A 13,249-nucleotide genomic window follows, 5' to 3' on the forward strand; every position below is an offset into this window, starting at 1 on the left:
GCCCCTGTCGCGTTCGGAGCGAGGTCAGGCGGCGGGCGCCGGCGTGAGCTCGGAGTACAGTGCCGCGAGCGGCTCGGACAGCTTCGCTCGCACGCCCCTGGTGAGGTCGTCGGCGAGCACTTCGTACTCGCCCGCTTCAAGTCCGTCGAGCACTTGGGCGACGAGGTCCTCCGTGGTCAGCTTGGGGCCGGACGCATGCGCCGCCATCGCGGTGTCGACGTACCCCATGTGCACGCCCATGACATGGATGCCGCGGGGTGCGAGCTCGAGGCGGAACGAGTTGGTCGCGGACCACAGCGCGGCCTTGGCCGCCGAGTAGATCCCTCCGAACGCGTACCACGACGCGACCGAGTGCACGTCGATGAGCGCAGCGCCGGGCCGGCCTGCGATCACGGGGGCGAATGCTCGGGCGACGCGCACGGGTCCGAGGAAGTTGACGTCGACGTTGGCCGTGAGGGCGGCGTCGTCGATATCGATGAGGCTCGCGGTGGGCGGATTCGCTCCGGCATTGTTGAACACGACGGTCGCGTCGGCGGCGGCGTCGACGGCCGCGGACACCGAGGCGGGATCGGTGACATCCAGCACCAGCGGCACCACCCGCGGGTCATCCCAGCGCTGCGGTACGCGGGCGCTCGCGTAGACCTTGGTCGCACCGCGCGCCAGCGTCTGCGAGACCAGCTCTCGGCCGATCCCGCCATTGGCTCCGGTGACGACAACGACGGCATCCTGCAATGAAGGCATGTGCTTCATCCTTTCGATCGAGTGAGGGGAGGTGGTGTGTGTCTGGCGCAGTCACGCGCCGACGATGACGGCCTTGCCGCGGATCCCACCGCGCTCGAGGCTCGCCAGGGCGGCGGCGGTCTGGTCGAAGGGGAAGGTGGCCCCCACGACAGGACGCAGCACGCCCTCGTCGACCAGCGCTGCGATCTCGCGCAGCTGTGCGCCGCTGGATCTCATGAAGAGGAACTCGTAAGTCACTCCGAGGGAGGCCGCCTGTGTGCGCACCTTGCGGCTGAGTGCCCCCATCACCAGTCTCAGCAGCGGGTTCAGTCCCAGTGTCTTCGCGAAAGCGGGAGTCGGTGGGCCCGCGATGCCGATTGCTTTGCCTCCTGGCCGCAGCACCCGCAACGACTTGGACAGGTTGTCGCCGCCCAGGCTGTCGAGCACGACGTCGTAGCCCGACAGCTCGCCTGCGAAGTCTTGGGTTCGGTAATCGATCACCACGTCGGCGCCGAGTTCGCGCACGAACTCGGCGTTCTTTCCCGACACCGTGGTCGCGACGTGCGCGCCCAGGTGCTTGGCGAGCTGGATGGCGATCGTGCCCACGCCACCGGCGCCGGCGTGGATGAGTACCTTCTGGCCGGTCGAGACGCTGCCGAGTTCGACGAGCGCCTGCCACGCCGTCAATGCCACAAGAGGCAGGGAGGCCGCCTCGATCTCGGTGATGGTCCGCGGCGCACGTGCGACGTCGGTTTCGTCGATCGCGACGCGCTCCGCGAACGTGCCGATCCTCCCGTCGCGTGCACGGGAGTACACAGCGTCGCCCGGCGCGAAGCGGGTGACCTTCTCGCCGACCTGCAGCACGACGCCGGCGACATCGTGACCGAGGACGAGGGGCATCTTGTAGGGCAGGAAGGCCTTGAACTCGCCGATCCGCACCTTCTCGTCCAGCTGGTTGAGTCCCGCCGCGGCGACACGGACGAGGACGTCCGTGTCGCCCACGACGGGTTCGGGCGCATCGACCTCTCGAAGCGGGTGTTTGTAGCGGTCGATGGCGAATGCGCGCATGTTGGATCTCCTGTGAGCGGCGTGTCTCGGGGTTCGCGGGCGGGCCATGCGGTCGCCGTCGCCGGGGAAGATCACCCCTGCACCCCGTCGCCGATCCCAAATCCGGGTGTCCACCCGTTCCGGAGTGCACTCAAGTATGAGTGAACTCAGTAAAGATGTCAATTCGTGCTACGTGCGGCCGGCGAGGCGAGTGCAGGGCGCGCGTATGCCTCGCGGTCGGCCGCGGCGCGATCGCGAAAGTCAAGCCGCTTTCTACGCCTTGCTCGAGCCCTTACCGTGAACCGGATGGCGCCCAAAGAACTGTGGCTCGTGCGGCATGGCGAGAGCGTGGCGAACATCGCGGCTACACGAGCGGAGGTCGAAGGCCTCGATGTGATTCCGATCGACACCCGCGACGCCGATGTTCCGCTGTCTCCGACGGGCGAGGAGCAGGCGCTGGCTCTACGGACATGGATGGACGGTCGCCGCGGATCCATCGACAGGTTCTATGCGTCGCCCTACCTGCGGGCCAGACAGACGCTCACCGTCGCATTGGACTCCGTGGAACAGGCGGCACCGCGAATCCTCATCGACGAGCGGCTACGCGATCGCGAACTCGGCGTGCTGGATCTGCTCACGCGTGCGGGGGTGGCCCGGCTGCAGCCGGCGGAAGCACAGCGACGCCGTCATCTCGGCAAGTTCTATCACCGTCCTCCCGGGGGTGAGTCATGGGCAGACGTCGCCCTGCGGCTGCGGTCGTTCCTCCGCGACCTCGACGCGGATCCTCGTGCCGGGTCGGTCCTGATCGTCGCGCACGACGCCGTCGTCATGGTTCTGCTCTACCTGCTGCTGCCCCTGGACGAGGCTGGACTTCTCCAGTTCGCGGCATCCCGAACCGTACTCAACGCCTCGGTCACCCACCTGACTCGTTCGGGGGACTCATGGCAGCTCGACGCGTTCGCTGATGTGACTCATCTGCACATCGATGGTGCGCCGGTCACCGTGCACCCGGGGAGCCCGGATGTCCAGCCCACGTAGCGATGTCACGGTCGAGCTCCTCCGCGAGTGGGGGCTGCCCGACCCGGGCGATTCGAAGAAGACCCGGGGGCAGGTCGTTGTCGTCGGCGGTTCGATGCGCACGCCGGGTGCGGTCGCCCTGGCAGGCGAGGCGTCGCTGCGCGTCGGCGCCGGCCGACTCGCCCTCATCGTTCCCGAACCAGTGCAGAGCGCCCTCGGCGTCGCTGTGCCTGAGGCAGCTGTGCTGGCGCTGCCGCCCTCCTCCCGAGCTGGCCTTCCCGACGGGCTGCGCGAGCCTCTGGAGACAGCTGATGCCGTGCTGTTCGGTCCCGGATTCGACGATCCCGAGCAGGCACGTGACACGCTCCGAGCTGTCGCAGCATGCCGCATCCGGTGCCTCGTGCTCGATGCCTTCGCCCTCGGCGTGCTCAACCAGGTGCCACGCGAAGAACTGCCCAAGAATCTCGTGCTGACGCCGAACACGGAGGAGGCAGCCATCCTGCTCGGCCGTGATCTCGGCGACGAGCCCATTGCCGGCCTGCTCGAGATCAGCCGACGCTACGACGCAGCCTTGAGCTGCTACGGCGACATCGCCACACCTACCGGGGAATTCTGGAGGATGACGGCAGGAGGGTCGGGCCTGGGCACTTCCGGCAGCGGCGACGTGCTCGCGGGCGCCATCGCCGGCATCGCGGCCCGCGGCGTCCAACCGGCGCGAGCCGCCGTGTGGGGGAGTTGGGCGCATGCACGTGCGGGTGACCGGCTCACCGAGCGGGTCGGGCTCGGATTCCTGGCCCGTGATATCGGAACGGAACTCACCGCAGCGATCAGGGAAGTGGTCGGCTCACGAGCGGTCTGAACGTCAGCCACAGCGGACTTCAAGGCCGGCGCCGCGCCCGGGGTGTGCACCCACCACCCTCCGGTTGAGTTCAGGATGGGCGCGTCTCATAGCGTGGTGTCACTTCCCACGGGGTCCTCGACGTCGGTGACGTAGGAGGGCCATCGTGGGAGACCAGAAGCGCGCATGAGCCCGACACCACCAGCGCCTGGCCCCAGCTGCTGGGATCAAATTCGGAGCTTCCAGAACAGGATGCGCGGGTAATGGGTGGACAGAGCCGCTGGATAGAGATCACATAGGGCGCGCATACAGGTGTGTTAGACTCCCCACAGACTTCATGGACTGCGATAGTCGGGCTGATTGAGTTGCCGTCCGATCGCCTGAACGGGGAGAGTGGTGGCTGGAGCGGACGCGCTTCCTGTGGGTGTGGTGCGCACCGATGAGCGTGGACTGATCGCGCACGCGAACACGTGGTTCATCGAGTGGGTGGGGCAGGCGCTCGACGCGATTGTGGGTCGGCCGATAGCCGACCTCCTCTTGCCAGCCTCGCAAGATCTCATGCCCTCCGCGGTCGGAGCGGGCCCCTGGGTGATGCTGCAGGCAGGCGCCCCAGATCGGGCGGCGATGGTGAGTCGACATCGCGATGGCCGCGGCGAACTGCTGGTGATCTCAGAGGCCTCGGAGCGCTACCGTGCGTTGGCAGATCTGCGTCGCCGCTACGCGCTCGCTGATCGCACCCGAGTGCGGCTCGAGCTGCTGATGGATTCATCGGTAGCTTTCGCGACGGCGGTGAGCGAGATCCGCCTTGCTGAGGTGCTCTCCGACGCATCCGCGCGTGCCTACGGTGCCGCCCAGTCAACCGTGCTGCTCGCCAGGCCCGACGGTGGCAGCGTGGTGGCAGCCGGGCAGTATCCGCTCGCGGGTCGCGTGGCCCCCGAATCGCTGGTACAGCTGGTGACCGCACCACGGCGAGTCGTCAAGGCGGTCGGTGTGGAGCAGGCCGACCAGGAGATGGCTGGGTTGGGTGCCGCCATGCAGGGCGCTGGTGTTCGTGGGTTCATTGCCGCGCCCCTTCATCACGAGGAGATGGACTTCGGTGCCTTCGTGGACTGGTTTCACCACGAGCGCTCGTTCGACGACGAAGCCGCTCCGTTGGCAGAAGCGCTCGCGGGACAAGCCGCCCAGGCGCTCGCCACGCTGCGCCTGCAGCAGCGACTTGCCCATGCGGCCATGCACGACGATGTGACCCGCTTGCCGAACCGGCGATTGCTGGAAGCCGAGGCCTCCAGGCTCGTGGAATCGTCGCGTTGCGCGGCGCTGTTCATCGACCTTGATCGCTTCAAGGAGGTGAACGATCAGCTCGGGCATCAGGCCGGGGACCGCATGCTTCGAGACGCGGCGAACCGGCTGATCGCCGGCGCTCGCGTGGACGACCTGGTCGCCCGCTACGGGGGCGACGAGTTCGTGATCATCTGTCCGGTCACCGGGCCACGAGATGCCGAGGACATCGCCGAACGAGTTCTGCGCGCTCTCAGCGACGACATCGACTGGCCGCCCGTCCTGCCGCCACTCCGAGCCAGCATCGGAGTCGCGATCGCGCCGCCCAGAGGCACCGTCTCCGCCGACCAGCTCATGCGCGACGCCGATCTGGCCATGTACCGAGCCAAGAGCGCGGGTGGAAACCGAGTCGAGCTCACCACGTCGACTCCGCACGGCGACCGCGACTGCTCCACGTAGCAACGTCCCTGGACATCACAACTGGCGAGTCATGGAGGAAAGACCCGCCCGCCTCCGGGGCCCGTCGCCTGACTCGAGATGCACTCACTAGACCAAGGACGGGCTACCTGTGACCGACCATCGGCCGGGCCAGCCCGATCGAATTCGGAACCTTGCCCGTTGAGGAGTCGCTTGCGTGCCTCGTCAGTTTCACAACTGGTCCGTCGCCCCGGCGGCAAGGTCGGAGGCCTGGCGTCGCAAGAACCCCGCGTAGCCCCCGGCGGTGCGTCCGATGAGGCGGCCTGACGTGATGACCTCGGCGTCGTCGCTGGCAGCGACGACAGCGCCGTTGCTCCGGCATCGTGCGATCAGGTCGACGTCCTCGTGTTCGCCGATGGGCGCAAATCCGCCTGCGGCAAGGTACGTGGTGGCTCTCACACCGAGGTTGGCGCCGTGGATGTTGCCGTTCGGTCGGCCGCGGATATGCGTGCGCAGCCAGAGCGACCGCTGAGCGATCGACAAGTCATCGAAGTCCGGCCGCACCGTACCGGCACACACGTCCGCGATGCGGGAGATTGCGCGGAAGTTGGTGAGCCATCCCGGAGGGACGCGGGAGTCGGCGTCGGTGTTCGCGATCCAGAGGCGCCCGACGGGTACCTCTGCGAGTGCGTCGATGGCGTGGGAGACGCCCACCGCACGCGCCGCTCCGACACGCCCCGCGGTCGAGGTGAGACTCGTGAAGCCGAACCGGGATGCGACCTCAGCGGACGCATCCGTGCACGCGTCGAGCACGATGCGCACCTCGGAGCGGATGCCCGCACGCGACGCCGTCTCGACGGCCGCCCTCAACGCGGACAACGACGCGTGGAGTAGCAGTTCTTCGTCGCGGACGGGAACGACGACGACCATGACGTCCGTCTGCTCGCGTCTCATGCGAGCCCTTCCCTTTCGGCGACGGATCTCGCGGGGCGACGCGCGAACACCTCGAGCAAGAAGTCCTTCTCGACGTGCAGACTGACGGTCTCCCACCCTGGGACGGATCGGAGAGCCTCATGCACCTGATCGCCGGTCTGCGGGTACTCCGCGACGGAGTGACGCCAATGGCAGGCAACGACGTGGCCGTCGTCTCCGAGCGAGGCTTCGATCCGGAGAAGCGTGTGCTGCAGGTCGGTCGGTGAGAGGTAGTAGCCGATTTCGGAGAAGATGATGGTGTCGAATCGGCCGGTCGGCCAGTCTTCGGGGACGCGGCCCTGCCGGACCGATACCCGAGCCTCGGGGGCGAGGCGGGCCCGGGCTGTTTCGACAGCGGCGGTCGCGGCATCCATCGCGATCACTTCGCGCGCGCGGGGGGCCAGCTGGGCCGTGAGCAGTCCCGTCGCGCAGCCGATCTCGAACACGTCGCCGAGCTCGCGTGCGGGCAGCGTCGCGAGCAGGAGTGCGCGTTTGCGCTGCTCGTACCACCGCGACTCGAATCCCCACGGGTCGTCGCTGTTGCGACGGTAGAACTCATCGAACCAGTCGGCTTCCATGCTCTGTGCCTGCGCGTCGTCCGGTTCTGCGGTGAGGAAGACCTCGATGTCGCGGTGGAAGTGGTCTTGCATGCCGAGGTGCAGCAGCGCTTCGTCTCCCGGCTGATCCGACAGCGGCGAGATCTGGCTGACGTGGCGGGCGAGGGCGTCCCGTTTCGCGTGCAGTTCGTCGTCTGTGAGAGGGAGGGCGACGACGCGGTCCCAGGGAAGGTCGTCAGGGGTTCCCCAGTGCCAGGCCCACACCGGGTACTCGAGGAAGATGAATCGCCGGTGGCGTGCGATGGTGTTCGTGACTTCCGCGATGATGCGGTGGTCGCGGTGCCGGTCCTGGGACCACGGTGCGGCGACGAGCACACGTCTCGGGTTGGCGGTGCGGTGGACGTCGAAGATCGCGCAGAGTCGCTCCCGCAGGTGGCCCTTGCGTTCGGCGAGGAGTCCGTCGGGAAGACCGAGGAAGTGCACCTCGGCGTCCGGTGCGAGGATCGCGATGGCCCGGGCGACTTCGTTGCGGCGCAGCCGGGCGAGCGTCTCCCGGTCGTGCGTCGGAGAGGCAGGGTGGGAGGCTTCACCGTCGGTGGCGATCACGACCACCACACGCGCCCCGATGCGAGCAGCCCGGTGAAGCAGCCCGCCGGCGCCGAGGGTCTCATCGTCAGGGTGCGCCGCGACGACGACGAGCACCTCGAACTGGGCGTCCAGCGGCCGAAGCGAACGCCCGGCGAACTCGTCGCGCCACGCCGATTCCGGCGTGCCCGCATCGAGGTGACTGAATGCGGCACTCATCTCGATGTCTCGCTTTCGACCGCAAGCCGGCCGAGCCGGGCAGCGTCGCGGAGACCGTGGTGCTGTCGCAGATAGAGGTGAAGATCGGCGACTCGGCGTGCGTACGACAAGTCCGTGGCCAGCTGCGCGGGACCGAGGGCGGCGTCCGCTTCGGCCAGAGTCGTGGTCGCGGCGCCGACCGTGACGGCACGCACACGTTCGGCGAGCAGCCTCGAGTCGACTTTCGCCTGCGTGTCCACGAGCTGCGCGGCCTCGCGCAACGCTGCGCGCGCCGCCCAGAGCGCAGCATCCGCCCGACCGAAGTGCACGAACGCGAGCTGATCGGCGCGCTCCGAAGATGCCGAGGCGAGGAGCGCGTCTCGAACCCCGAGCGCGCCACCCCACCAGCAGGCAGCGACCGACATGGCGCCCCAGGCGAACCCCGGACGTGAGAGATACCACCCGACCTCACCGACCGGGACAGCCGGCGCGCTGTCGAAATCGACGGGGGCACTGACGATATCGGCGAGGCCCCGCGCCACCCACGGTCCGTCATGCGGGCGCACCCCTGGTTCATCCAAAGCGACCGCGAAGAGCCGGCGCTGGTCGCCGACGAAGGCCGTCACCAGGGCGTGGGAAAGATGGGCAGCGAGAGAGCACCACGGTTTCCTGCCGGAGAGGGTCCAGCCTGAAGCGCTCTGGTGCGCGTCCACCCGCAGACCCGGCCCTTCCGCCGCGAAGACGCCCCACGACGAGTCCTCGTCGACCCCGATCGCTGACAGATTCCACGGATCGGCGCCGGATGCGAGGTTCGTGCCCGCCTGCTCGAGGATGCCGAGTGCATCCAGATGCGGCTCGAGCACACGCGCAGCGGCGACATCGCGGTACGCGGTCGCGGCGAGACTATCCCACAGCTCCACCGTGTCGCCGGTGCCGACGGTGGGGAGCGAGTTCCCAATGGCGACGGACCATCCGATGGTGGCGGGAATGTCGTGGCCGAGCGACACCCCCGACTCGGCATCGGCCATAGCGCCAGTGGAGGCAGGCTCGCCCGGGATTCCAGGAGAAAGCAGTGAAGGCTGCTGCGTCCGTCGGGCACTCGTGATCATGATCCGACCTCCAGCGGGCGAGGGGCTGAGGCCCGTCTTGTCACTCGTGCCACGCGGGTTCCTCCTGATCATCGATGACGCTCTGCTCTCGGGCGAGCGTAGGTGGCCATCACGGCGGCGTCGCCGGCCTTGACACCGAGGGGCGCTGCATGCCAGGTTCATCGACCGCGGGGGACCGGGGAACCGCCCTGCCTCACCTGCGGATCGGCCGGGAAAGGGGGCCTAAGCCCCCGACGAGCCGGGGGAGGGGTCGTTGCGCAGCTGCTTGCGGAGGAAGATCTGAGCCGTACCGTCGCCCTGGTCGACCCGCTCCGTTTCGCGATACCCCCGCCTGGTGTAGAGCCGCACGTTGGCGTCGCTGTGCGAACCGGTGAAGAGCTCTGCCTCGCGGCATCCGACCGACCAGCCGCGCTCTTCGACCGCGTCGAGCAGCATCCCGCCGATTCCTTCGCCCTGCTGGTCGGGAGCGATCGCAATCCGCCCGATCAGCAGGAGGTCGCCGTCCGCGACAGCCCGAATGGCGCCGACGATCCGCTGTCGCCTTCCCGCCACGAATCCGAGGTTGTCAGCGAGCTCCGCTTCGAGTTCCTCGAGTGTCTGGGTGAGTGCGGGCATGTCAGGGTCGCGGTAGATCAGCGCCTCCTGGACGAACGCTGCTCGCTGCACGGTGAGCACTTCGCCCGCGTCGTCGGGGTGAATGGGACGGACCATCACCTCGTCCACGTCTCGGACCGGTTTCCCGGATCCCGCATTGCTCCGCAACGCGTCAGGAGCGTCAGTCATGATGACCGCCTTCCATACTCCGGCCACGGGCTGCACGGCATCTCCGACGGCCCGACGCGGAAGCATCATCGAAGCACGCTGGGGAAGGTTGTGGGCGGTGCTTGACAAACGGGCTCGACCCCATGCGCCGGTTGTCACCGGACATCTGGAGGACGGCGACGAGTGTGCCGGGCGCGAGGAAGATGGAGCAACTCCTCGTGGCTCACCTTCAGGACGTCGAACACGCCAGAGCCCGGAACGGATGCCGCCTACCTCGCGGACGGGTGGGTCGCTGTCATCGGCCTCGATCCGGTCTCCTCCGTGAAACTGGACTTCCTCGGCACCCGCGCCGCACTCCACCCGCGGTGAGCGCTGACACCCGACGAGGCGGGCGACGCCGGCGGCATGACGTTCCAGGCTAGTGAAAGGGACACCGCGACGCTGACGGCGCTGCACGGACGAGCCCTCCGGACCGCGGCTTGGTGGGCAGGCGTCGACGGTTCACACCCAGTCCGACTCCCGAGATCGAGATACGAGGGTCGCTGAGCGTTGCGATGGCGGTGGAGAGTCCGACGATCGCGAGCTTCTCGCCTGGGCACCGATGGCCGGTGCGGACCTCGGCTCCGCCGTGCGGAATGAACGCGGTGAGCGCTTCGTAATCGTCGACGCCGCGGAATCGCTCCGGATCGAACCGCTCCGCGCTCTCCCAAGACCGGTCATCCAGGTTCGTGCCGAGGATGTCCAGGACCACTCGGTCGCCCTTGGACAGCGTGACACCGTCCAGCTCGACGTCCTTCAGAGTCCAGCCGGGCAGCATCGGCACGAACGGTGCGGTGCGGCGCACTTCTTGCGCGAACATCGTGGCGGCCGGTCCCCCTTGCAATCGAGCTCGCTCGGACACCTCGGCCGCGATGCGCTCTCTCCACGCAGGGCGATCGTGCAGCTCCTTCGCCGCGAACGCCACGAACCTCGCAACGGCGATCATCGGTCGCATGGTGTTCTGCAGTTCCACCCCCGCGACGCGCGGCGGCAAGAGGTCGCCGTTCTCGTCGCGATGCCAAGCCCACAGGAACAGAGCCGTCTCTGCCCCAGGCGTAAGATCCCCCGCTCGCGTGGCCTCGACCAACTGCTGAGCGTGTCGATCCGACCACCAGCGGTTCACCATCGCCCTCGGAAACGCCGGCGAGTACGGCGCTCCGAATCCGTCGACGATCTGGGCGAGCCGTCGCGCCCACCGGGTCTGCGCATCCCGCGTTCCCGGCAGTGCCGCCCACCGCATGATGGCTCGTCCGAAGGCACCCACCGCAGCGTCGTATGCGCTGCGTCGTCCCCCTTCGAGCCAGTCGCCGAGCTCGCCCTCCCACTCGTGCTCGAGCAACGGCACGAGGCGTTCCACCTGCTCGTCCTCGTATGCGGCCTCGACGAACGTGCTCTTGCGGTGGAAGTGCGCCTCGCCATCGAGACTGTGCACGGAACCGTTGCCGAACAGCGTCTCCTGCACGATGGCCGGCATGGCGCCGTGGCGTGCGATCCGGTCCTGGTCGTAGAAAAGGTTCACCCCCTCCACCCCACGGACGAGCATCGCGTCCCCACCCAGCAGTCGCATGGGTGCGGCGCGCGCTCCACGCGCGACGCGACGCCAGACGTGAGCGCCAAAGCCGTAGCCGCGAAGAAGGACACCGGCCGCGTCATCCACCAGCCTCCCTTGCGTTTCGGCACGTGGCCGGCCTTCGGTGCGCGGGCTGTCGGACTGCGGTTCGGGCTCGGAGATCGCCATGCTTCACCCTCGCAACCGCCACCCAAAATGTGCAGGGGGAAGCGGTAGAGACGCGAGTGTGATAGCTGTCGCTCCACGACGTCCTTGTCAACCCCTGAGCACGGCCGAGCACGGTCCTGCCTAATAGGAGAACAGGATCCGACATCCAGCGAGGAGTACCCCATCGTGCAGATCATCGAGACGATCGACGTGGACGTTCCCGTCCGCACCGCCTATAACCAGTGGACCCAGTTCGAGACCTTCCCGAAGTTCCTCGACGAGGTCGAATCGATCACACAGACCAATGACACTCTGACCCACTGGACAGTGAAGGTGGGCGGCTTCACGCGCGAGTTCGATGCAGAGATCACGGAGCAGCACCCGGATGAGCGGGTCGCATGGACCAGCAAGGGCGGAGACACCGAACACGCCGGAGTGGTCACATTCCACAAGCTCACGGACACGACCAGTCGTGTCACCGTGCAGCTGGACTGGGCGCCCGAGGGCCTGGTCGAGAAACTGGGCGCCCTGGTGGGCGCGGGGGGCCATGCGGTGAAGAAGGATCTGAAGAACTTCAAGGAATTCATCGAGGCGCAGGGCAGCGCGAGCGGTGCGTGGCGCGGCGACGTCGACGCTTAGGCGACGACGCCCTTCAGCGGGCGTGCGATGACCATCCGGATCGGGACGTCCGGCTGGAGTTACGACCACTGGGAGGGCGTGCTCTATCCGGTCGGTCTTGCTTCCGGAGCGCGGCTCTCCACGTACGCGTCCGCGTTCGACACCGTGGAGCTCAACGCGAGTTTCTACCGCTGGCCGCCAGTCGGCGGCTTCCGCAGCTGGCGGCAACGGCTTCCTGACGGCTTCGCGATGTCGGTCAAGGCGCCCCGCGGCCTCACCCACGCGAAGAAGCTCTATTCCCCCGAGGTGTGGGTGCAGCGGATGTCGGAGGGCTGGCATGAGCTCGGCGACAAGCGGGCTGTGGTGCTGGTCCAGCTGCCGCCGACGCTGCCGCGCGACGACGCACGGTTGCGCCACTTCCTCGAACGAGTGCCCGACTGGATGCGGATCGCGGTGGAGCTGCGTCATCCGACCTGGGAGGTGGAGGAAGTGCTCCGGCTGCTCGAGGATCACGGCGCCGCGTACTGCGTGATGAGCGGTGCGGGCCTGTCGTGCATCCTGCGGGCGACGGCCGACTTCGTCTACATCCGGCTGCACGGCCCGCGCCATGACCATCTCTACCGTGGCTATTACTCCGACCAGGATCTGCAGTGGTGGGCGGAGCGCATCCGCGAATGGGATCGTTCGGGTCGGGACGTGTTCGCTTACTTCAACAACGACGGAGAGGGTAACGCCGTCCGCAACGCCCTCACCCTCAAACGCTTGCTCGGCGTCTAGAGGTCCGGGTTAGACGCTCGCGGGCCTATGAGGGAAGGCGAGGGATGGAGACCAGCCAGGTGGTGCCGGAGCTTAGGATCGGGCAATGCTCGTATCGCGAATGATCGATGCGAAGTTGACCACCGACTGGAGTCGGAAGTGCCGCCCGGCGAGGCGAATGCTGGGTTCGAGAATCACCAATCTTCGATCACCCCGGCATCGATCATCTCGGCGCGCAGTGCGTCCTCGAAGTCGTCGGCTTGATCACGCAGTTCGTCCTTGTCGAAGCCGTATCGGACGATGGGTCTGATCGTTCTCATCTTCTTGTGCCTCCACGCTGATCCAGCGAATAGATTCTGCTTCTGCGCGTGAGACCGACGATGGGGCTTGACAGCGGCCGGCCCTTCCGCCCCGAGCGCATCGCGTCACGCTCGGCCGTCACGCTGCCCCGGCGACGATGCGATCACCGACACGAAGGCGACCGCCGCCGTCACAGTCGATGACGAGTCCCGCGTTGGAGTTGGCCGCCAGCGCGAGCATCCCCTTCGGCGCGATATTCGTCGGCCTCGCCTTCTGGTCCTGACACCGACTCGAGGGCGCCGCCTTCTTTCGGACCGCC

Annotated in this window: 13 protein-coding genes; 5 read left to right on the top strand and 8 right to left on the bottom strand. The window is 67.6% G+C overall.

Annotated features, from left to right (window positions below; genetic code table 11):
- Positions 1 to 24: 24 nt before the first annotated feature.
- Together ASF40_RS12960 and ASF40_RS12965 are read right to left on the bottom strand one after the other, a co-directional pair.
- On the bottom strand, positions 25 to 741 hold the full coding sequence (locus ASF40_RS12960) for an SDR family oxidoreductase (protein WP_056369613.1): 717 nt from the start codon (positions 739 to 741) through the stop codon (positions 25 to 27).
- A 51-nt stretch (positions 742 to 792) separates the two neighbouring features.
- Positions 793 to 1,788 carry an NADP-dependent oxidoreductase gene (locus ASF40_RS12965; RefSeq protein ID WP_056369615.1) on the bottom strand — a complete coding sequence of 332 codons (996 nt, stop codon included), beginning with the start codon at positions 1,786 to 1,788 and terminating at the stop codon, positions 793 to 795.
- 285 nt (positions 1,789 to 2,073) lie between these two features.
- Here ASF40_RS12965 and ASF40_RS12970 point away from each other — a divergent pair, with 285 nt between their 5' ends.
- The 3 genes from ASF40_RS12970 (at position 2,074) to ASF40_RS12980 (ending at position 5,359) form a co-directional block, all read left to right on the top strand.
- Complete coding sequence (locus tag ASF40_RS12970) at positions 2,074 to 2,805, top strand: histidine phosphatase family protein (RefSeq protein WP_056369616.1); 732 nt, start codon at positions 2,074 to 2,076, stop codon at positions 2,803 to 2,805.
- Positions 2,789 to 3,643: an ADP-dependent NAD(P)H-hydrate dehydratase gene (locus tag ASF40_RS12975; RefSeq protein ID WP_082497034.1), complete on the top strand. Its 855-nt coding sequence runs from the start codon at positions 2,789 to 2,791 to the stop codon at positions 3,641 to 3,643. Before ASF40_RS12970 ends, ASF40_RS12975 begins: the two co-directional genes overlap by 17 nt.
- A gap of 405 nt (positions 3,644 to 4,048) precedes the next feature.
- Complete coding sequence (locus tag ASF40_RS12980) at positions 4,049 to 5,359, top strand: GGDEF domain-containing protein (protein WP_056369620.1); 1,311 nt, start codon at positions 4,049 to 4,051, stop codon at positions 5,357 to 5,359.
- Between the two features lie 189 nt (positions 5,360 to 5,548).
- On the opposite strand, the gene ASF40_RS12985 is transcribed toward ASF40_RS12980, so the two are convergent.
- The 5 genes from ASF40_RS12985 to ASF40_RS13010 form a co-directional block, all read right to left on the bottom strand.
- The gene (locus ASF40_RS12985; RefSeq protein ID WP_235560229.1) at positions 5,549 to 6,271 is read right to left on the bottom strand and encodes a glycosyltransferase; all 723 of its coding nucleotides are present in this window, start codon (positions 6,269 to 6,271) and stop codon (positions 5,549 to 5,551) included.
- Entirely contained in the window at positions 6,268 to 7,650 is a 1,383-nt protein-coding gene (locus ASF40_RS12990; RefSeq protein WP_056369623.1) for a bifunctional PIG-L family deacetylase/class I SAM-dependent methyltransferase, read from the bottom strand. Before ASF40_RS12990 ends, ASF40_RS12985 begins: the two co-directional genes overlap by 4 nt.
- Positions 7,647 to 8,657 (bottom strand): acyl-CoA dehydrogenase, encoded by a 1,011-nt coding sequence (locus ASF40_RS12995; RefSeq protein ID WP_056369625.1) that lies wholly within the window; start codon positions 8,655 to 8,657, stop codon positions 7,647 to 7,649. Before ASF40_RS12995 ends, ASF40_RS12990 begins: the two co-directional genes overlap by 4 nt.
- A gap of 303 nt (positions 8,658 to 8,960) precedes the next feature.
- Complete coding sequence (locus tag ASF40_RS13000) at positions 8,961 to 9,449, bottom strand: GNAT family N-acetyltransferase (protein WP_045298365.1); 489 nt, start codon at positions 9,447 to 9,449, stop codon at positions 8,961 to 8,963.
- 469 nt (positions 9,450 to 9,918) lie between these two features.
- Entirely contained in the window at positions 9,919 to 11,277 is a 1,359-nt protein-coding gene (locus tag ASF40_RS13010) for a cytochrome P450 (RefSeq protein WP_082497035.1), read from the bottom strand.
- Positions 11,278 to 11,439: 162 nt separating this feature from the next.
- Here ASF40_RS13010 and ASF40_RS13015 point away from each other — a divergent pair, with 162 nt between their 5' ends.
- Both ASF40_RS13015 and ASF40_RS13020 read left to right on the top strand, forming a co-directional pair.
- Positions 11,440 to 11,895 (top strand): SRPBCC family protein, encoded by a 456-nt coding sequence (locus tag ASF40_RS13015; protein ID WP_056369975.1) that lies wholly within the window; start codon positions 11,440 to 11,442, stop codon positions 11,893 to 11,895.
- Positions 11,896 to 11,922: 27 nt separating this feature from the next.
- Positions 11,923 to 12,651 carry a DUF72 domain-containing protein gene (locus ASF40_RS13020; RefSeq protein ID WP_056369628.1) on the top strand — a complete coding sequence of 243 codons (729 nt, stop codon included), beginning with the start codon at positions 11,923 to 11,925 and terminating at the stop codon, positions 12,649 to 12,651.
- Between the two features lie 173 nt (positions 12,652 to 12,824).
- Here ASF40_RS13020 and ASF40_RS21605 read toward each other — a convergent pair whose 3' ends face one another.
- On the bottom strand, positions 12,825 to 12,950 hold the full coding sequence (locus ASF40_RS21605) for a hypothetical protein (RefSeq protein WP_268776129.1): 126 nt from the start codon (positions 12,948 to 12,950) through the stop codon (positions 12,825 to 12,827).
- Positions 12,951 to 13,249: the final 299 nt, after the last annotated feature.

Source organism: Microbacterium sp. Leaf288, assembly GCF_001422925.1.
In the GTDB taxonomy this organism is placed as follows: Bacteria; Actinomycetota; Actinomycetes; order Actinomycetales; family Microbacteriaceae; genus Microbacterium.